This is a genomic window from Chryseobacterium indologenes (assembly GCA_016025055.1).
In the GTDB taxonomy this organism is placed as follows: domain Bacteria; phylum Bacteroidota; class Bacteroidia; order Flavobacteriales; family Weeksellaceae; genus Chryseobacterium; species Chryseobacterium indologenes.
On record CP065590.1, the window covers coordinates 181878 to 200293 of the forward strand.

Genomic DNA, 18416 nt, shown 5'->3' on the forward strand with positions numbered 1-18416 from the left:
TCAGTTCCAAATCGACCTCCCTATAATTTATTTAAAAGGTTTTAGATTATACTACTACCCCTGAATTTTATTGCATTATCTTAAGAATAGTATTTTTTCTTCAGCCACAGACTTGCTCTGACCAGTAGTATGAGTACAGGAACTTCCACTAAAGGTCCAATGACACCAACAAAAGCTTGTGGAGAATTAATACCAAATACAGCAATCGCAACCGCTATGGCCAGCTCAAAATTATTCCCTGTCGCTGTAAAGGCAATAGATGCATTTTTGTCGTAAGGTACTTTTAAGGATTTGTTTACAAAGAAACTAACGAAGAACATTAGGATAAAATAGATTATCAATGGTATGGCAACTTTGATTACGTCCATTGGAAGCTCTACGATTTTTTCACCTTTCAAGCTGAACATTAAAACAATCGTGAATAACAAAGCATACAATGTAATCGGGGAAATTCTTGGAACAAATTTTCTATTATACCATTCGATCCCTTTTGACTTTACTAGAATGTATCTGCTTAAGAATCCGGCTAGAAAAGGAATACCAAGATAAATAAGTACACTTTCTGTAACATCTTTCATGGATACGCTGACATTGAAATTAGCAAGACCTAATTTACCAGGCAGAACATTGATAAATAACCAGACAAAAAAAACTGTAGGTAAATACCTGAAAGATACTGTTTAAAGCTACCAGAAGAGCAGCATATTCTCTATTTCCTTTTGCTAAATCATTCCATACGATGACCATAGCGATACATCTTGCTAATCCGATAAGGATTAATCCTATCATATAGTCTGGCTCATTTCTCAAAAATAAAATGGCTAGAACAAACATTAAAATTGGTCCTATAACCCAATTTAGCAATAGTGAAATACTAATTACCTTTTTATCCTTAAAGGCAGTCGGTAAAAGGGAATAGTCCACTTTAGCTAGTGGAGGGTACATCATTAAGATCAATCCAATTGCTAATGGGATATTGGTTGTACCCATGGATAAGGAATCTGTTACCTTTGAAATACCAGGGAATAAGAAACCTAAGCCCACGCCGATGGCCATAGCAAGAAATATCCATAAGGTTAGGTATCTATCAAGAAATTTTAATTTTGGTTGCATACTATTTTAATTTAATCCTATTGTTTTACTTCTTCTTTCCATGATTACTGTGTCACGCCAGGTATCTCCAAGCTTTCCGATTTTTTCACGGTGACCTATTATTCTAAATCCCGTACTCTTATGAAGAGCTATTGGAGCTTCATTTTCTGGAAACATTCCACTTTGTAATGTCCAAATTCCATGGATCTCACTTTCCGTTATCAATTTTGTCATCAGGGCTTTTCCTATTCCTTTTCCTTTGTGGTCATTGGAAATGTAAATGCTCACTTCAGCCACTCCGCCATATACACAGCGATCACTAACCGCAGATAACGCTGCCCATCCCACTATGATATTGTCAATGACAGCAGCAAAACGGCTATGCTCTAATTTACTTTTGTCCCAATCTTCCCAATTGGGAACTGAGGTTTCAAAAGTCGCATTTCCAGTTTCAAGGCCCTGTCTATAGATTTCAGCAATTTCCCTAAACTGTTCTTTACCAAATGAAATTATATCCATATTATTTCTTTAATTGTGAAAAGACATAAAGCATTTCTGATGCTATCTGTAAACTTCTTTCTGCGTAGACCTGAGTTTGTTCCGGGGTATTGTCAGAAGCTTTGGGATCATCGTATTTTATTGGAAATCTATCCTCTGCTCCAAACACAATCGGACAGCCTTCATCCGCATTATTACAGGTCATAATTGCTCCGAATTCATTTTTTGGATTAAAGTCATTGTTATATTCTTTGGAGAAACAGATTACAGCAGCTTCATTTTGTGCGTACTTTACTGCATAGACAGGGTTTTCGTTCTCGCTAAGTTTTTGGATCTGAAAACCTTGGTTACTTAACGTTTCTGCTACTTTCGGAAACATCGCTGTTGCCTCAGTGCCACCTGAATAGCAATATACGTTCTTAACGTCAAAATGATAAGCCATAGTCTGCGCCCAGATCTGCGATAAATGACTTCTTCTACTGTTATGGGTACAGATGAAATTTAAACGGATCGTCTGGTCAGTTTCTATTTTCCTCTGCACATAATCAACTAAAGGTTGCAAAACTATTTTTCGTTCTTCTGATATCGTACCAGCTGAGAGTGCTTCGATATTTTTTACAAGTGTTTGGTTCATTTCTAAATTCTAAAATTAATAGCCTCTTCTTAAATTTTCTGCATATTCATTAGGTAGTGGGCTGTTTTCAACTGCTTGTGCCGCTTTTTCAATATCATAATCAAATCGAATAAATTCAACTTTGATACTGTCTTTATTAAGCACAGAACTATTGTCATTGATCGTTAACATAACATAGCCTCCCCGCACATCATTATCTTTTGGTTTTCCAACAGAACCGATATTAACTGCATGGCGATAATGCGGAAGATCCTCAGTACCTGAATTTAAAATGCGATGATATGGCTTATGGGTATGTCCAAAACACATAATATCCGCATCCGCTTGCTCCATGATCCTGAGCATGCTTTTTTCCTCCCGGTCTTCAAACAGATATTCATTGATTTTTCTTGGGCTGCCATGTACTAATAGAAGATTTAATTTGTCTTCATTAAGCTGGAACTCAACTTTGATGTGTGCAGGAAGTGTTCGCAGATAGGAGCGTTCATCGTCCATCATAATGGAGTTTGTAAAAGAAATGGAAATGTTACCATTGTCTTTTTCACCGTCAGTTTTATAGGCACAACCACATTCGTTGCTCATACGCCCAATGCCAAAATCATAATTTCCGGCAATGGTTGGTATTTTCCTCTTCCGGATCTCATTGACCACCTCGTTGGGCCAAATATTGTAACCTACAAGATCTCCTAAACAGTAAATACTATCCGGATCACGGAATTCGACATCTTTAAAGAAAGCTTCCAGTGCCGGTAAATTTGCGTGAATATCACTGAATAATGCAATTTTCATTTTAGTTTTGTTGGTTTAAAAATTCTTCGATTTCAGCAATGGTCTGTTTTGCTATTCTGTTTACCCCTATTAATGTTGCAGAGGCGTAACCAGTCCAGTTGCCATATCCTACAAGCCATAGTCCGGTCACTTCTAAGGACTTGCTTTCTGTAGTTTTTGCAATGCCCTTTTCATCCGTTTCTATAAGTGATTTAAGATAAGAGGTATTGTAACCGAAACCTGTGCACCAAATAATAGCATCAAATTCCTCTTTTTCACCATTATACCAGATTACCCCTTTATCGTATAGCTGATGGAATGTACCACTTGATACAAATACGCCTCTTTGTTTAGCCTCCTTAACGGTTGGAACCATTACGATATTACCTAAATTGTATTGCGATGAATCAAACGGTTTTCCTTCTTTTTCCGCCTTGTATCGGGCAGAGGCAACAGTGAATAAATAATAACCATCTACATCATCAGGTAAAAATTCAGGCTCCTTTTTGGTTGACCATTTTACAGTGGTAACTTTTGAAAGCTCTGCAACAATCTGTGCGCCTGAATTACCTTCGCCTACTACTAATGTTTTCAGTCCGATAAATTTTTCAGGGTTCTTATATTTTCCCGAATGTATCTGTAAACCTTTATAATCTTCTATTCCATCAATCGTTGGAATAAATGGATTCTCCCAAGTTCCGGTTGCTGAAATAACTGTTTTGGTTTTAAAAATCCCTTGAAGAGTATGAACGTAAAATAAACCTTCATTTTTTTAATTTCAGTAACTTCAGTACTCCTTTGAACATTCAGTTGATAATGGTCTTCATACTTGCCCAAGTAATCAATTACTTCTTGTCTTAGCGGAAACTGATGTTCAGATTTAGGCATTAGCCAACCCGGTAATGAACTGTATTCTCTGGGAGAAAAAAGAGTCAGACTATCCCAGGTATGGAGCCATGCACCACCTGGAACAGCCTGTTTATCCAGTATAATATATTTCAGTTTTGCTCGTCTCAGATAATATCCACAAGCTAAGGCACTCTGTCCCCCTCCAATAACAATAACATCAAAAATTTCTTCCATCGGATTTTAATACTGTTTAGAAGTTATATATTACATTCTTCGGATAGTTAGCAACAACCACCTCCGGGTGTACATGTATTGCTCTGATTTACCGTTAACTCAGAAAGGTTTTTCTTTTGCTTTTCTGATGGAATACCACAAGCGTCCTGGGCAAGGCATGCTGTTGTTTTGCTTTTCAACACAAATGTTTTTCCGTTAAACTCCAGATCATATTTACCGATGGTATCACTTTGATATTCAACTTCGATCTCCGAATCTTCGATTCCTAATTTCTCCTCAGAAAGTCTGATAATGTTTAACAACTTACCTGGTTTTAAACGATGTTCATAATCATCCGCATTCCAAAGCTGAAAGTTTACAGCTTTTTCGTCACGGATTACACCACCACAGTCAATGAACTTTTTATTGATCTGACCAACTTCTGTAACATGGAAATGTTCAGGTACAAATGTTCCATTTTCTAACTGAAATTCAACATTTTCTAATGTTGGAAGAATTTCTTTGATTTCTGATAATTTCATTGTTTTAATATTTTATAGTTATAATGCAATATTGCGATATTTGTTGACAAATTTTTTTAACAGCATTTGAGCTGTATCTTTTTAAAGTAATAATTGAATTTCGGACTATAAACCATAATATGCAAAAGGCTTATGATAATTGCACCCGGTAAAAGATTCAATGCTATGATCTTGAAAGTTTGATAGTTTTCTATCTGCTGAAAATTTTCAGTTAAACTGATGCCATCAGCATTTATATTTATTTTAATCACTAAAAAAACAGCGATAGCCGCGAAGTGGAAACCATTTACCAAAAGGTGAACAATATATTCCCATCTTGGCAACCCTCCCATAAATGCTCTACTATCTTTTTCAACATAGGCATCGACCAACAAGGTGATAATATCAACTGCAATCAAAATGCAGCCTAATAAAAACAAATTGTTGTTTTCAATATTGATGAATAGAGAGATTAAAATACCCGTAAATAATAAGGCTCTTATTGTATGTGTAAGATGTTCAAAACGACTTTCTTCATGTTGATAGAGGCGATATTTATATAGGTGTAAGAATACACCATCAAATACTGCCAGTAGTGAATAGCTGATCAATAATATCGATGATATAATGAAAGCAATTTCCATTTTCTTAACAACATTTTTGGTTAGTTACCGTAAAGATTATTTTTGAAAAATACTCTTTCAATATGTCAAAAGTATTTTCGTCAATACAATAACAAACTGAATTACCTTCAATGCTTCCTTTTATCAATCCTGCGTTTTTCAGTTCTTTTAAATGTTGTGATACAGTTGGCTGTGCTAACGGTAATTCATTCACAATGTCTCCAGTTATACAAGTATTGACCTTCAACAAATACTCGATAATAGCAATTCTAGCAGGATGTCCCAAGGCTTTAGCAATAACCGCTATCTGGTTCTGGCTTTCAGTAAAATGCTCTGTTTTTGTAGCTCCCATGTCATAATTATTATATTGCAATATTACGATATTATTTTTGATATAAAAAGATAATGATGATATTTTTTTATATGTTACCGCAAACCTTAAATATAAAAAAAGGGATAATTTAAATTGTTTCTTTGAAGTTTAAGTGAAAGAGGCTGCGTTTGTCATTATAATTTACTCCTTGTTTTTATCCAAGAATTTGTAATTGTATCTAGGTTTAAATAAATACCCAGAGATTAACAGCATTTTTTATTTTCTTGAATTGGCGGACACTTTACAGAGCCGAAACTACAATATACGCAACAATCACCCTTGAGAGGTTTTAAAACTCTCTTGCACTTTTCACATTCGTAAAAATATTGGCAGGCGTTTGTTGGCATTGTTTCCTCTTTCTTGTAACCACAGTCTGGACAAGTTATTATTGTTTGTAACTTTATTTCCATTACGATATAGTTTTACTATTTATTGCTTTATATCCTGTTGAATTGATAGCATTTTCAATTTCCGTGATACTTGTTTGTTTACTGTCGAACTTAACAATAGCGTTGCCCTTTTCATAAGATACTACAACTTCGACAATTCCTTTTAGTCGGTTGATCTCTGTTTTAATATGTTGTTCACACCCAGAACAAGTCATTCCTTTAATAGCAAACTCAACTTTCTGAATCTTGGAAGTCTGAGTTATAATAGTTTTACTTTTAGTCTGGGAAAAAAATATGTGAGAATAAATTGGAAACGATAAAAGTAAACCCGCAAAGACGGTAACAATTCCTAAAAATGAACTTGTCTGCATAAAATTTGGTTTTTCAGTTACTTCACAATTACAATCTATTTTCCTTAGCGGTTTCAATTTTTGATACCATGCAAAGCCAAGCACTAAAATTGTTAAACCGATAAAATATGGACGGAAAGGTTCAAGCCAGGAAAAAGTTGAAGCAAGACCACTTGTTCCAGCTATAAGCGCCAAAACAGGTGTTATACAACACAGAGAAGCTGCAATAGCTGTTAAAAGTCCAGTACCGATAAGTTTTTTATCCGTTTTCATATTGTTTCTAAAACTTTATTATCAACTAGTATTTTAAAAAATGGATCCAGCAATTTTTCGTACTCTTTTGTCAATGAGTAAAAAATGGTTTGTGCTTCTCTTTCTGTTATGATTAGCTTTCGGTCTTTAAGCTTTCGTAAATGCTGGGAAACTGCTGAAATTGTCATATCTAGTATATCGCTTAAATCACATACACAAAGTCGTTTTTCTTCATGTAGAAGAAACAAGATTTTCAGCCTTACATTATTTCCCGCTAATTCAAGTCCACTTGATAAATAATCAAAAGGGTCTTGGAGTTCTAAAACTCGATTTTTACAGCGATTGATCTGTCTAATATCCGCCCGTTGTCTTATGCACGAATTATTTTCCATCTTGCAAATATAGCTAAATTTATTATTTAAGCAAGTGCTTAAATAATGATTGAAATGTTTTAAGAATTGTTCGGATTATAATACAGAATCTATTGCTCAGAAAAAGATACAGTGGATACCTTCCTTCTTTACATTCCGATTTTTTTGAACTTTTTAAGAGATATTTTTTTCTAATGGATAAAAGTAAAAAAGCCGAATAGATTAGTATTCGGCTTTTTATAAGATATTATTTTGCTAGTTTCATAATAGAAAATGCGCCACGTATTACAATTGCGAAGACTACCGTTCCAACTATCAGGTCTGGTATTCGGGAAGAAGTAACATATACCAAAATTCCTGCAAGGATAACACCTATATTTATAATAACATCGTTTGAGGTAAAAAGCTGGCTGGCTTTAATATGAGCATCATCACTGTTTGTACGACGGAGAATGATCAATGAAGCAGCATTACCCATTAAAGCTAAAAGGGATATCGTAATCATTGTTGAAAACACAGGTGTTTCTCCATATCCCATAAATCTGCGTATGACTTCGAAAAATCCTAAAACAGCCAAAATAAGCTGTAAATATCCGCTTACCTTTGCAATATTCTTTTTCGCATAATTGATCCACCCACTGCCCATAGGCTAAGTCCATAAACAAGTGCATCGGCCAGCATATCTAAGCTATCGGCTACCAGTCCCATTGAATTTGAAATAAAACCTGTAATGATTTCCAGACCAAAGAAAAAGGCATTGATCAGTAGAACAAGCCACAATAATTTTCGCTCTTTGCGCTCATCTTTTTGAACTGGATTATGATCAAGTGAATCGACGGAACCGATATAACTGTCCTTGAGATTCAGTTCACTGATAGCCGCCTTGATCTGTTCCATGTTATCCAGATGGTATACTTCCAATTTCCTGGCTGCCAGATTAAAATCCAATCTGGATATGCCTGTAATCTCACTAAGTTTCATACGGATCATCTGTTCCTCGGCAGAGCAGTCCATTCGCTTAATTTCGAAAGTCGACTTCTTCATCGCTTAGAATTTAAGCTTTATGCCAACATTAATTACAAACCCATCAACAGGCGCATATATATCCTGGAAAACAGGGTTTGTAATAGGTCCTGAATAAATCGGTCCGAATTTGGTCTGACGGGTATTTGTATAGTTCTCAAAATTCGCAAAGATTGAAAAACGTTCCCAAATTCTTTCTGCCATCAATCCCGCTGTCCAATAACCTTTACCGGTACTTCCATCATTTAACTGTTGTGGACTGAAATAATAAGCCTCAGCACCCACTTTCCACTTTTCTTCGATTTCATACATCAGCACATTATTGAGCCTGTGTTTGGAAACAAGCGGATAAATTTTTGAAGTACCATCCGTATGCTGATTAACATTGGCATAGGTATATCCCACAAATAGTTTAAAATCCCCGTATGTAAGCTTGACATTTGTTTCCATCCCTTTGGTATCAAAATTTCCGGAAGGTTGGACATACTGATACATGTTACCTGTTGTAGAGGTTAGCAGAACCGGATTGTTGATACGGGTATAGAAAAACATATGATTGATACTGAAACGTACCTGACCATCAAACAATGCTGTTTTGTAATTGATATCATAATTCGCACCATAAGAGCGCTCGGCTTTTGTATCATCCAAATTCAAAGGCAAAACTCCTCTAAACTGGATACGTTCAGCGTCTTCGGTAAATACAGTTGGTGCTTTATAGCCAAGACCACCACCCAATCGTGTTGAAAAATGTTCATTGATCTTCCATAAAGTAGATATTCTAGGAAGAAAAAAGAACCCGAAGCGGTTATGATAATCACCTCTAATACCTGATTCGATGGTAATTTTATCTGAGGTATTCCATGTATTCTGAACAAATCCGCCAACAGTTGTGTAATTATAATCTCTTACAGGAGTTCCAGCTACTTGCTTCTCCGTAAATTTATCGGTCAAAAAATTTGCACCAAGCACCCAGTCAGTCTTTTCGCCATTAAGGGAATAGTTTGCTTCCGTATACGTAGACAATTGATCACCAGAAAATTGATAAGCAGGCAAGCCAATGGTACGGTCATAGTAACTGACACTGTTTTTTATCACAAATTTAGCCCTGTCATTTATTCTACGATCCAATTCTAACTGAGTACTGTAACGTCCGGTTTTATTTTCCTCAAAGTAGGAATGATCTGTACTCCCATTGCCTTTGATATATTCCATATCTCCACCAATTCGTTTTTCGGAAGTTGCATTGATTCCAGCCATTAATGTGGTATTCTCATTGAAATAGAAAAATACTTTGGGATTCAACGTAAAACGGTCAAATTTAGGAATAGCCGTAAGTCCAATATCAGCAGGATCATAGGCAGTCCCATGATTATATGCCGCATATATTGTTGTTCCTATACCATTAAACTTTTGGGCATAAAAGCCACTGGCGTCAAGTCCCAGGGCAGAGGTTCCATTGAGCAGAAAATTAAGCTGTCTTTGCTCGGTTGGTTTTTTTGAAACGAGGTTTACCAAGCCTGCAATTGCTCCGCCACCATACAGTGTGGAAGATGATCCTTTTATCACCTCAACCTGCTGAAGATCCAAAGGTGCTACCTGTAATAGACCCAGACCACCTGAAAACCCGGAATATAATGGAAAACCATCACGGATAACCTGCGTATATTTACCATCGAGTCCTTGGATACGTATGGCAGAGTTTCCACTGGTTGCTGAGGTCTGCTGCGTCTGGATTCCAGTACTTTCAGCAAGCAACATTCTGATATCTCCGGGTTTCATATTGCCTTTTTCTTCCAGTTCTTCGCCGCCGATAAATTCAATCCGAGTTGGGATATTTTGAATGCTTCTCGTACTTCTTGTTGATGTAATTACCACACTCTCTAATTCCTCTGAGTTTTCTTTAAGAAGAATTTCTATTATGCCGTTCTCTTTTAATGGGAATTTTATTATTTCAGTAAACTCTTCGAAGCCTAAGTAACTAAAGTGTATTTCCTGTAATCCATCGGGGATATTTGACAATGTAATCTGTCCTTTTTCATCAGATATTGCACCATTTGAAGTGCCTTTTATAGAAGCTGTTACCCCAACAAGAACTTCTTTTGTTTCGTTATTTTTAACAACGGCTTTTAATGTGTTTTGTGCATATACACAAAGGTTTATTGCCATAAAAAACGACAATATGAGCATTTTCTTCATTATAAAATGATATTTAATGTGATTGTATAAACTTAACGATGCAAAGACATCGTTATTAATTAATTTGTGCTGAAAGCACTACACATTAAGCATATTTCGGGGGATGCCAAACTGAATATCGGAAGTCGGAAATAGCAGCAATAGTTGTTACCATTATCTTTTTTCAGGTTGCTTCACGAAACCCGATATTGAAAAATGAAATGAGTTTACAACAAAACCTGCACAAGTTTTACAATTAAAAAATGGTGAACAACAATTTTTATTGCAATTATCGTCATTTTGTTGACTATTTGAAGTTTCAAAAGGTTCATCCATACAACTATCTTCTACAAGGCAAGGTGCTATAGATAACAGCAAAATCATTATAGCCGATATGTAAGACAGATACTTCATTCTGCAAAAATATGAAAATTTATATTCACTTTTTTAAGTGTTCTAATAACAATTTAATTAAACTTTTTACAAACTGATAAAAGAATATTTTAAAAAAAAATTGAAAAATAACACAGAATCTTTTCTTTGGTCGCCCATACGACAAGAAAAGAAGATATGCCTAGTGCCCGGAGTAGGGCGAAAATCAATGGGCATATCCTAAAGCGGCTATTTCGCTTTACGCAAAAAGACTTTTCCTGCTAAGGAAATGTCTTTTTGCCCGATGTGATCAGTCTATCAATATCGGGCTAGTCCTGAAATCTTCAAGATTATGGAATAATCCCCTGTACTTAGTCATTCCGAACCTGAATAAACTCCACAGTAACTTGCATCCCATCTGCGCTAAGGAAGCGTTAATAAAGAGGTCTTGCTGTTCAAGTGCTTCTGCAAGGGAACAGCTTGGCGTATTGTCGTCCCGTTCTGACTGCATCAGCAGTTCGCCATATTCTTGGGTCACAAATGGCAGGTTGTTCACAGGAATATATTTTTCAGATTCCGGTTGTACGATGTTACCCACTGTGGAAAGGATAACCTGCCCTGTATGTTTACTATTGCCATAATCCAACCAATATTTGGGCGAATCCCGAACATGGTTACGCTGCCCGTTAACCGATGTGAGTATTTCGGCAACTCCAAATCTTGCCTGTACCGTATCGACACAGGTAATCGTAATTGTCGCATTAGATTGTTTGGGCATTTTTCCAAACTTATCCTTTTCAAATTTGACCGTCTCGGCTTTCCAGTTAGCCCCCGTGCAACGGTTAATACGGTTAATAAGAGCCACGGACTTCGGCAATCCGACCTCACAGTCAAAAAAACGCTGTCTCCCCAAATTTGCGGATGTGACAATATCATCATCCCATAGCCTGACCTGCAGACCAGTATGTCCTAGTGCCAATAGGCTTTCATTGATTTCCATCAATCCAGTCAGTACCTTTGAGCCTGTTCCGCCTGCTCCCACCAAATTGACAGTGATCGGGTTTGTCGGGGCTAACAGGTAGTTATCTGTAAAATGCATTTTTGTTTTCTCCTGATTCATAGCAATATATTTTTAAGGGTTAATTTATGGGGCATTAGCACCTCTATTGGAAAAATCGTTCCCTGTTTTATCAGCCTTTTCCATAGTGTCACGGAATTTTCTTTGCTCTGTCCTCCTGTAACAAGGGCATGGCTAAAATAACTGTGGAAGAAATAGTGTTCCCATGCTTTCATAAAATCCTCTACCGAAGTCGTATTTTTAATGTCTATTTTTATTGTTCCCAAACATACTTTTCCGTCAGCGTATATATTGAAAAAGGGCAATGGTAAAGCTGTGACTTTAAAGTTGGTCTTCTATTGTTTTTAAGCGCAAATACCGTGAGACTGGATTTGCTAGCCTTCCACAGCATAGGCGGAACATAGGCTTTGCCGTTTGGAATCCCTAGACTTTCGACAAAAAACAGTTCTCTTTGCTGTGCTTTGGTATGCCAGATCACTGTTCCTTTTTCGGTGTTCGGGTCAAGGCTCAAAACATTGCTCGGAAGGACAGATTTAGGTTTTAAAAATGCGCTTTCTTTTTCGTGTTCGAGCATTAGCGTTTTCGCCAGAATATCGGCTTCCATCACTGTCAGGGGATGGGCGTTTATCGGGTTTCCGTTACCGTCCATATCAAAATGTTCTACATATACATCAGGGTCAAGTCCCTGTGATTCATAAAGCACCAATGCACATTTGGGATAATAAAGCTTATTGTCAAAATCCTGCGTAATGTCTATGTTATTGTTTTTCATCGCTCAATTGTCTATAATCGTAAATTAAATCAGTAAGGTCATGCAATAGTTCAAAGAGCCTTTCCTCAAATGCAAGGTCTTTAGTTTCATTTTTCTGTCCGTCAAAACATTGGATCAGGGCAGGTTCCTGCGTTTCACTGTATTCCTGAAACTGGTTATTGACGGATTCAAATACGGTTTCTGCGAGCCAACCTTTATTATCGGCATAGAAAGAAATATATTTTTCCATCGGAATGATCTGATCTTCCAAATATTCTTCATCCTCATCGAACATACTACTGGCATTGCGAAAAATACTGGCATCGGGATATTCACGGTAAATTGCCAGTGTTTTTTGTGCCAAGATCAAACAATTGGTATCAAAATCATCTTTGGCATCGAAATGGGCAATCCGCTGATCGAAAAAAGTGAGGTTCTCACGGTTGTAAATTTTCTGTTCAATTTTATCTCCCACCCATTCCGCAATCTCGATTTCGCTTACACGGTTGTCTTCTTCGTCTTCGTAGGGATCATCCATTATCCAGTCTTTCAATATTTCATACTCATAATATAAATAGCTTCCCTCCTGTCTGTAATAGGGTATATCAGCAATGTGATAGAGATAGGAAAACACGGATAATAAAAGATGCGCTGTTTTTTTCCGTTTTTTGTCATTAAGCATTCTGAAAAGCGGGATAACAGGAATGTAAAAGAGTGTCGCCCCTGTATCACAGCGTTCTTCGGAAACCACATAAAATTTATCATTTTCTTTTTTGAACCGCAAACTGTGAAAGTTCAGCACGTTCTTTTTTAGTTTCCCCTTTATGTCGGAAATTGCAAGATTGATATTGTAGGGAAATTTATAATTATCGGACTTGGCAAACGGTTCGATTTTGTAGTGTTCTGCCAGTCTTGAAAGTGACCTGAAAAAGTCACTTTCAAGTTTTGCAGAGGTTTCATTTACCTGATTCATTTCTGTTTGCCTGAACTTAGGTAGAAATGTGCAGTTTAGTAAACCATTGGCAACATGGCAATCGGTACGGATTTCCTTCTGTCCCTGAAAATTTCCTGTGCATCTTTTGGTTTTTCCATCCATCGGGCGAACTCCGCAATCCTGCGGTGCAGGTTGGTTTCTCTTTCTTTGTCGGGAATTTTTATTGTTCCCGATATGATCTGTTTTCGCATTGTTCATTGTTTTAATTCTTTAATAATTAACCCTTCGTACCCATCACACTTTCAAAAGTGTATACGACAGAATCATCCTTAATTACTGGCGCAGAAACCTTTGAAGTCGTCAAAATGGGATAAGTATTCGCATAAAAATTCATCACTGCATCCACGCCCCAACGTGGTTCGGGGTCGTCAAGGATTATTTTCAATCCCTTGTCCATGAGAACAAACACTCTCGCTAATTCAACGCTCAATAACATATTCTTTCAATTTTATTGTTAAACATTCACTTCTGCCAATGGCTCTTCATTTTGGTTCTGTGGTGAGGCAAAAAGATCACCTGCAAAGTGGGACTGATACAAATTTTGCTTCTGACCTATTGTTTCGGCATGGTCGGGATATTCGGAAGCCTTTGGTAACGCAGTCCATGCTTCTTTGAATTTTCCCTCTTTTTCAAGTGCTTCGGCTTTCGCCATTGCATCGTTGTACTTTTTAATCTTCACATCCTTTTCCTTTTTCGCCTTGTCCGCTTTTTTCTTTCTCCATAGCGGACTGTTTTTTTGCTTCCTCCATCTGCTTCATAAAAGCTTCCATATTGGACATAAGCCCCGAAGCGGATTCAATCGGTTTTTTGATATGTGAGAAAAATTCAGCGTCCAGTTCTTCTGCCGTTCCTTTGAGATTAAGTGGGGGGATTATATACTTTGCTTTATCTCCACATCCGTCATTCTGCACCAAAATAGAGACAACTATTTTATCTTCTGTTGCTTTGGCAATCGTAAGCGTTACTTTGCTCTGCAAGTCCATTTTTGCTATCTGTTTAAAAAAATTCGCTTCCATAATATTGTTGTTTGTGAATATTGATTTATTTATAATTGCCCGTATGGGGAAATGATTTCAGTCGGGTTATTGAGTTTAAATCTATCTATGAGAAGATTTGCAATTTCGTCCTCGGAATAACCCAGTTTTTTTAATCGCTTTTTATACCTTGCGAACCGTATAGCTTCCTCGTCCTTTCCTTTGAGGTCAAGTAAATGTGTTTTCCAGTTATAGATCGCATATAAAATACTTGAATAAGTCATGCAGGCGTATTGTTGTGCTTTTTCAGGGTCATTGTAGCTAAAACCGACTTCTATATATTTTGAAATAATTGTCAAATATTTATGTGATCGGCTTTTTCCGAACTTTCTTTCCATCATCAAAAATTCATTGAAAAGAAAGTCCATAAATTGATTGTCCTTGTCCATGATTTACCGTGTGTAATTGTGTTTAGCATCTGAAATATTATCATCTTTGAGAAGCGGTCTATTTCCCTTTCCGTCACGGTCATAATTTATCTTGTAGCCGTTGCTCTGCACGATGCCTTCCAAAAGATTCCTTGCTCCTGTGGCATCCCAATCGTCTGTTGCCGTCATGTTCAGGCAATGCAAGCGTTCAAAATCCTTAACCATTCGGGCTATGATCGAAAGTGCCCGATATTCTGTTTTATCTGCTAGATTGCTCATGATATTTTTGATTTTAGTTCCAAAAGTTTGTTGTAAACGTCAGTCCAGTATTTTTGCCTTACTTTATCGTAGGGTACAGGCGGAACATGGTGCATATCCTTAAATAGTTCCGCCTGCTGAATCGCTTTATCAAGATCGGTCACTGTTATTTCCAGACCGTTTAAATCCGTTATTTTCATTTTTAATTAATTATAGTTCAACCAGATTAGAATCTGCCAAAATCCATTGGGTCTAAACAGATAGTTTTGAGAATACCGTTAGCATAGGTTGCCATGCCATATAGACAATTGCTTATTTCCTGATAGCCCAGTGTAAAATCAACATTATAATGCTTTGCTATCCGCACCACAGCTTGTATGTTGGGTGTCCATCTCGTTTCATATTCCACCATACCGTCATGGTTATAGCTTATATAGCAGAAAAAATGATCTTCCGTACCGCCTAGAAAATCAGGCAGTTTTTCAAAATCTATCTGCTGTCCCATTTGTGCTATTGTGTTAAATAGGACTGTTATCTGCTCGATAGCTCCGGGAGTTCCCACGAAGACAAGCGTGTTATTACACCAATTTGCCATGATTACAAGAATTTTTTAAGGTTTTGGGCTTCCTTCCAATTTTCTATTGCGAGGGGAAACCATTTTGCCGCCATCGTACAAAGAATGGCATGATAAATAATCTTCGCAGTTCTATAACTGTCCTGTGGTTCATCTTCAAAATCCAGTGCGCCACTGTTCACAGCCTTAAAGAAAAGTTCTTCAATTTCTTTTAGGGGTGGGTTTATGGTCATCAATGCTTTGAAATTTTCCGTTAATTCTGCCTGTGTCATTTTGCTTGTATTTACAGGTGACTTTTCACAGTCACCTGTGGTTAAACTTTAATCTTCCGTATTTTCTGTAAATTCTATGGATACTATTTCTTTATCTCCGAACAGTAGTTCTATTGCCAGTTTCAGGCTATGGTGGGGATTTTCACACCCGACAAAGCGCACAAGGCAGTGCATCATAAAAATTGAATTGTGTCCCCAAAAAAGATGTTCGGAAAATATTTTCGGGCTTCTGTGAAGCTGAACATTGAGCCTTTCCAATAGCTTTTCAATTTCTGCGATCAGGCTATACCAATAATTCGCTGTTATCAGGCATTGGGGTGGCCAAGCCAGTTTAATATCTTCCTGCTTTTCCCGAAAATGGGTTATCTCCTTTTGAACAAAGCTGATAAGGTCTTTTAAATCTTTAGGGAATAATCGGGCTAGTACATAAGCCTTTTCTATATTGTTCATTTCGTCCAATGGTTTCATTTTGATAAATTTTGATGTGTAAAATTCAGTTCTGCGACCTGCGGTAAGTGCTTCGGTCAATGAAAGGTTCAATTCTGTATGCAACCCTTTTATTGACAAGATTTGCGTATTCAGTGGCTTTTTTCCTTGTTCGGAAAACCGCACCGTCTACTTTCCAAGTCACCTTATAATGCCTGATTGTAGAAGGCGATCTAAATGCGTAATAGTCTATCCATTTAAGTTCCTCGTCCCTGAACACCTTGACAGGATGGATATACAGCCCCTTTCCGTCAACATTCGGGTAATAGGTAGATGCCAATAATTTCTTCTCCCTGTCGAAGATTTCAAAGCGTACAAAATCTTTGTCGTGCAGGATGATCCTGAATAATTCATCTACATTGAAATGTGCGTTCAGTAGCACATTTTCGTCGTACTTTTTGTATGTTATTACGCCAATATTCATAGCGGTAAATTTTAAATGATTGATTTCTGACCGATTTTTTTAATCCTGATTATTGCCCCTATTGGACATCTTTCACAGGCCATTACCTGCTGAATTGCTCCCTGCTCTCCGCTGAGTGAGGTCACTTTGACCTTGAAAAAACCTGTATCATGTTTCAATGTTATTTTGAATGTTTCCAGTACCATTTTTTTAGATTTATAGGCGACTGCTTTCACAGTCGCCTGTGGTTAAACTTTAGTTATAGAATACGTGTCCGTCCTGGCTCCAATAGCTTCCGCAGAAAAGATCCCTTGCGTAGGCTTCATAATCAAAATACTCTTTCGCAAAATCGCTGAGATCTGAACGACCTTCTACCAGTTCCCGTGCAAAATCCTCCTCACTGTCGTAATGGGCTACATAATCATCTTTAAAATCACTGATAAGCTCGTCAATGTCACTTTTGGAAAAGTCTTTGTGATCATTGTCACACCAGATTAAAAATGCTTCAAGATCGTTATCGTCAAGATTTCCGAGGGCTTCCAGTACTTCAAAAGTGTTTTCACATAACCATGATTCGCCTATTAAGCCTTTGGGTATATGTTCGTAATCCTGAAACATAAACTCTGGGTCTTCCTCGTCACTGTGCAACTCGGCGCAGGCATCGTAAAACTCGCCCCTATCTGCATAATCGGACAGTTTTAGCCATTTTCCGAAAATTGACCCATCGTTATATTTAGCGTATGTTCCTACGTAAATACTAGCCTGTGTTATATCTATTTGAATTGTTGACATGATGTTAAATTTTTGAAGGTTTAAAAATTAGTTTGCACTTGCGACAAGCTGTTTTAATTTGGCTTTTACCGCCCTTGCAACCTCTCCGCGCCAAGTTGTCGCATTTGCAAGGAAATAATTGATTATCGAGCTTGCGGAATCTTCGTAATAGCTTTCATTTACGCTACTGAGTGAGTGCATTGCATCCAAATAAGGCACAGCCCCGAAATAGACGTTTTTCCAGTCTTTTCTAACCAATAGGGCAATCTGTGCTATATTATCGGGTATCTGTACCCCTGTATTTTGGGCTGATTTTTTCATGATGAATTTTAGATTTGCGTTGTTTTAAAATGGTAGATCATCGTCATTGTCCCCCGCAAATACGGATGTAGAGTTGCCAGTTTTTACAGTTTCCTTTTTTACTGTTTCTCCCCCTGTTTTCCATCCCCACCGTGAAAAACTATGTCTGTTACGTGAAAATTCAGTCCTGCCTTTAGGTTGCCTTCTTTGTCTATCCACGCTCTAGGGCTGACCCTTCCCGAAAGTTCTACAATAGTGCCTTTAGTCAGGTATGGGGCAATGTTTGGAGTTCTCCAGTAGGCACAGTCAAAAAAGTTGGCTGACTGATTTTTTCGCCTTCTTTGTTTCGGAAGGTGTGCCTAATCGCTACGCCAAAATTTACTACCTCTTTGCCGTTTGAAGTTGTTCTAACTTCTGCTGTTCTTGTGATTTTTGCGGTGATGTTCATAACGTTTTGTTTTATTGTTTTACATTGCTTGTTATGTTCTTCCAGTCCTTCCGAGGCTCGGCCCCGATATTATTTTCAAAAGAAAAAAGGGAAAAAAGAAAGCAGACAAACAGATCATACAACTGCGTAGACCAAGAGAAAAAATGATTTAATGGGGGGGGCCTTTGGGGGAA

The 18416-nt window shown here is 37.4% G+C and carries 22 protein-coding genes and 6 pseudogenes; all 28 read right to left on the reverse strand.

Annotation, left to right across the window (positions count from 1 at the left end; all coding sequences use genetic code 11):
* Window positions 1–80 precede the first annotated feature (80 nt).
* Window positions 81–1113 (reverse strand): annotated as a pseudogene (arsB, locus tag H3Z85_00780) (ACR3 family arsenite efflux transporter).
* Window positions 1114–1119: 6 nt separating this feature from the next.
* Window positions 1120–1611, reverse strand: a complete 492-nt coding sequence (locus H3Z85_00785) for an N-acetyltransferase family protein (GenBank protein QPQ52091.1) — start codon at window positions 1609–1611, stop codon at window positions 1120–1122.
* 1 nt (window position 1612) lies between these two features.
* Complete coding sequence (locus H3Z85_00790) at window positions 1613–2224, reverse strand: protein-tyrosine-phosphatase (protein ID QPQ52092.1); 612 nt, start codon at window positions 2222–2224, stop codon at window positions 1613–1615.
* Window positions 2225–2239: 15 nt separating this feature from the next.
* A complete protein-coding gene (locus H3Z85_00795; protein ID QPQ52093.1) occupies window positions 2240–3013 on the reverse strand; it encodes a metallophosphoesterase family protein in 774 nt (257 codons plus the stop codon).
* A gap of 1 nt (window position 3014) precedes the next feature.
* Window positions 3015–4075: pseudogene (locus H3Z85_00800) on the reverse strand (NAD(P)-binding domain-containing protein).
* A 47-nt stretch (window positions 4076–4122) separates the two neighbouring features.
* Window positions 4123–4596 (reverse strand): hypothetical protein, encoded by a 474-nt coding sequence (locus tag H3Z85_00805; GenBank protein QPQ52094.1) that lies wholly within the window; start codon window positions 4594–4596, stop codon window positions 4123–4125.
* A gap of 56 nt (window positions 4597–4652) precedes the next feature.
* Window positions 4653–5219: a hypothetical protein gene (locus H3Z85_00810; GenBank protein ID QPQ52095.1), complete on the reverse strand. Its 567-nt coding sequence runs from the start codon at window positions 5217–5219 to the stop codon at window positions 4653–4655.
* 4 nt (window positions 5220–5223) lie between these two features.
* Window positions 5224–5550 carry a winged helix-turn-helix transcriptional regulator gene (locus H3Z85_00815; GenBank protein ID QPQ52096.1) on the reverse strand — a complete coding sequence of 109 codons (327 nt, stop codon included), beginning with the start codon at window positions 5548–5550 and terminating at the stop codon, window positions 5224–5226.
* Between the two features lie 430 nt (window positions 5551–5980).
* Window positions 5981–6583, reverse strand: coding sequence for a mercuric transport protein MerTP (gene merTP / locus H3Z85_00820; GenBank protein QPQ52097.1), 603 nt, complete (start codon window positions 6581–6583; stop codon window positions 5981–5983).
* Window positions 6580–6954, reverse strand: coding sequence for a winged helix-turn-helix transcriptional regulator (locus H3Z85_00825; protein ID QPQ52098.1), 375 nt, complete (start codon window positions 6952–6954; stop codon window positions 6580–6582). The genes merTP and H3Z85_00825 overlap by 4 nt, the downstream gene beginning before the upstream one ends.
* A 226-nt stretch (window positions 6955–7180) precedes the next feature.
* Window positions 7181–7977, reverse strand: a pseudogene (locus tag H3Z85_00830) (cation transporter).
* Window positions 7978–7980: 3 nt separating this feature from the next.
* The gene (locus H3Z85_00835; GenBank protein ID QPQ52099.1) at window positions 7981–10155 is read right to left on the reverse strand and encodes a TonB-dependent receptor; all 2175 of its coding nucleotides are present in this window, start codon (window positions 10153–10155) and stop codon (window positions 7981–7983) included.
* A gap of 661 nt (window positions 10156–10816) precedes the next feature.
* The gene (locus H3Z85_00840) at window positions 10817–11626 is read right to left on the reverse strand and encodes a PRTRC system ThiF family protein (GenBank protein QPQ52100.1); all 810 of its coding nucleotides are present in this window, start codon (window positions 11624–11626) and stop codon (window positions 10817–10819) included.
* Window positions 11623–12356, reverse strand: a pseudogene (locus H3Z85_00845) (PRTRC system protein B). Before H3Z85_00845 ends, H3Z85_00840 begins: the two are co-directional and overlap by 4 nt.
* The gene (locus tag H3Z85_00850) at window positions 12343–13527 is read right to left on the reverse strand and encodes a hypothetical protein (GenBank protein ID QPQ52101.1); all 1185 of its coding nucleotides are present in this window, start codon (window positions 13525–13527) and stop codon (window positions 12343–12345) included. The pseudogene H3Z85_00845 and the gene H3Z85_00850 overlap by 14 nt, the downstream one beginning before the upstream one ends.
* 19 nt (window positions 13528–13546) lie before the next feature.
* On the reverse strand, window positions 13547–13765 hold the full coding sequence (locus H3Z85_00855; GenBank protein QPQ52102.1) for a PRTRC system protein C: 219 nt from the start codon (window positions 13763–13765) through the stop codon (window positions 13547–13549).
* An 18-nt stretch (window positions 13766–13783) separates the two neighbouring features.
* A pseudogene (locus tag H3Z85_00860) lies at window positions 13784–14345 on the reverse strand (PRTRC system protein E).
* Window positions 14346–14374: 29 nt separating this feature from the next.
* The gene (locus H3Z85_00865) at window positions 14375–14752 is read right to left on the reverse strand and encodes a hypothetical protein (GenBank protein ID QPQ52103.1); all 378 of its coding nucleotides are present in this window, start codon (window positions 14750–14752) and stop codon (window positions 14375–14377) included.
* Between the two features lie 3 nt (window positions 14753–14755).
* Entirely contained in the window at window positions 14756–15010 is a 255-nt protein-coding gene (locus H3Z85_00870; GenBank protein ID QPQ52104.1) for a hypothetical protein, read from the reverse strand.
* Window positions 15007–15189 carry a 3-isopropylmalate dehydratase gene (locus H3Z85_00875; GenBank protein QPQ52105.1) on the reverse strand — a complete coding sequence of 61 codons (183 nt, stop codon included), beginning with the start codon at window positions 15187–15189 and terminating at the stop codon, window positions 15007–15009. Before H3Z85_00875 ends, H3Z85_00870 begins: the two co-directional genes overlap by 4 nt.
* Window positions 15190–15215: 26 nt before the next feature.
* Entirely contained in the window at window positions 15216–15584 is a 369-nt protein-coding gene (locus H3Z85_00880) for a hypothetical protein (protein QPQ52106.1), read from the reverse strand.
* A 2-nt stretch (window positions 15585–15586) separates the two neighbouring features.
* The gene (locus tag H3Z85_00885) at window positions 15587–15835 is read right to left on the reverse strand and encodes a hypothetical protein (protein QPQ52107.1); all 249 of its coding nucleotides are present in this window, start codon (window positions 15833–15835) and stop codon (window positions 15587–15589) included.
* Window positions 15836–15883: 48 nt separating this feature from the next.
* Window positions 15884–16303: a hypothetical protein gene (locus H3Z85_00890; GenBank protein QPQ52108.1), complete on the reverse strand. Its 420-nt coding sequence runs from the start codon at window positions 16301–16303 to the stop codon at window positions 15884–15886.
* A gap of 25 nt (window positions 16304–16328) precedes the next feature.
* Window positions 16329–16745 carry a hypothetical protein gene (locus H3Z85_00895; GenBank protein QPQ52109.1) on the reverse strand — a complete coding sequence of 139 codons (417 nt, stop codon included), beginning with the start codon at window positions 16743–16745 and terminating at the stop codon, window positions 16329–16331.
* An 11-nt stretch (window positions 16746–16756) separates the two neighbouring features.
* Complete coding sequence (locus H3Z85_00900; GenBank protein ID QPQ52110.1) at window positions 16757–16930, reverse strand: hypothetical protein; 174 nt, start codon at window positions 16928–16930, stop codon at window positions 16757–16759.
* 49 nt (window positions 16931–16979) lie between these two features.
* Window positions 16980–17507: an antirestriction protein ArdA gene (locus tag H3Z85_00905; protein ID QPQ53817.1), complete on the reverse strand. Its 528-nt coding sequence runs from the start codon at window positions 17505–17507 to the stop codon at window positions 16980–16982.
* A 36-nt stretch (window positions 17508–17543) separates the two neighbouring features.
* A complete protein-coding gene (locus H3Z85_00910) occupies window positions 17544–17816 on the reverse strand; it encodes a hypothetical protein (GenBank protein ID QPQ52111.1) in 273 nt (90 codons plus the stop codon).
* Window positions 17817–17840: 24 nt separating this feature from the next.
* Window positions 17841–18243, reverse strand: a pseudogene (locus tag H3Z85_00915) (single-stranded DNA-binding protein).
* Window positions 18244–18416: the final 173 nt, after the last annotated feature.

What these genes read in the sequence shown, in the direction of transcription:
- H3Z85_00785 (QPQ52091.1), bottom strand. Translation starts at nt 1,611, where the DNA reads ATGGATATAATTTCATTTGGTAAAGAACAGTTTAGGGAAATTGCTGAA.
- H3Z85_00790 (QPQ52092.1), bottom strand. Translation starts at nt 2,224, where the DNA reads ATGAACCAAACACTTGTAAAAAATATCGAAGCACTCTCAGCTGGTACG.
- H3Z85_00795 (QPQ52093.1), bottom strand. Translation starts at nt 3,013, where the DNA reads ATGAAAATTGCATTATTCAGTGATATTCACGCAAATTTACCGGCACTG.
- H3Z85_00805 (QPQ52094.1), bottom strand. Translation starts at nt 4,596, where the DNA reads ATGAAATTATCAGAAATCAAAGAAATTCTTCCAACATTAGAAAATGTT.
- H3Z85_00810 (QPQ52095.1), bottom strand. Translation starts at nt 5,219, where the DNA reads ATGGAAATTGCTTTCATTATATCATCGATATTATTGATCAGCTATTCA.
- H3Z85_00815 (QPQ52096.1), bottom strand. Translation starts at nt 5,550, where the DNA reads ATGGGAGCTACAAAAACAGAGCATTTTACTGAAAGCCAGAACCAGATA.
- merTP (QPQ52097.1), bottom strand. Translation starts at nt 6,583, where the DNA reads ATGAAAACGGATAAAAAACTTATCGGTACTGGACTTTTAACAGCTATT.
- H3Z85_00825 (QPQ52098.1), bottom strand. Translation starts at nt 6,954, where the DNA reads ATGGAAAATAATTCGTGCATAAGACAACGGGCGGATATTAGACAGATC.
- H3Z85_00835 (QPQ52099.1), bottom strand. Translation starts at nt 10,155, where the DNA reads ATGAAGAAAATGCTCATATTGTCGTTTTTTATGGCAATAAACCTTTGT.
- H3Z85_00840 (QPQ52100.1), bottom strand. Translation starts at nt 11,626, where the DNA reads ATGAATCAGGAGAAAACAAAAATGCATTTTACAGATAACTACCTGTTA.
- H3Z85_00850 (QPQ52101.1), bottom strand. Translation starts at nt 13,527, where the DNA reads ATGAACAATGCGAAAACAGATCATATCGGGAACAATAAAAATTCCCGA.
- H3Z85_00855 (QPQ52102.1), bottom strand. Translation starts at nt 13,765, where the DNA reads ATGTTATTGAGCGTTGAATTAGCGAGAGTGTTTGTTCTCATGGACAAG.
- H3Z85_00865 (QPQ52103.1), bottom strand. Translation starts at nt 14,752, where the DNA reads ATGGACAAGGACAATCAATTTATGGACTTTCTTTTCAATGAATTTTTG.
- H3Z85_00870 (QPQ52104.1), bottom strand. Translation starts at nt 15,010, where the DNA reads ATGAGCAATCTAGCAGATAAAACAGAATATCGGGCACTTTCGATCATA.
- H3Z85_00875 (QPQ52105.1), bottom strand. Translation starts at nt 15,189, where the DNA reads ATGAAAATAACGGATTTAAACGGTCTGGAAATAACAGTGACCGATCTT.
- H3Z85_00880 (QPQ52106.1), bottom strand. Translation starts at nt 15,584, where the DNA reads ATGGCAAATTGGTGTAATAACACGCTTGTCTTCGTGGGAACTCCCGGA.
- H3Z85_00885 (QPQ52107.1), bottom strand. Translation starts at nt 15,835, where the DNA reads ATGACACAGGCAGAATTAACGGAAAATTTCAAAGCATTGATGACCATA.
- H3Z85_00890 (QPQ52108.1), bottom strand. Translation starts at nt 16,303, where the DNA reads ATGAAACCATTGGACGAAATGAACAATATAGAAAAGGCTTATGTACTA.
- H3Z85_00895 (QPQ52109.1), bottom strand. Translation starts at nt 16,745, where the DNA reads ATGAATATTGGCGTAATAACATACAAAAAGTACGACGAAAATGTGCTA.
- H3Z85_00900 (QPQ52110.1), bottom strand. Translation starts at nt 16,930, where the DNA reads ATGGTACTGGAAACATTCAAAATAACATTGAAACATGATACAGGTTTT.
- H3Z85_00910 (QPQ52111.1), bottom strand. Translation starts at nt 17,816, where the DNA reads ATGAAAAAATCAGCCCAAAATACAGGGGTACAGATACCCGATAATATA.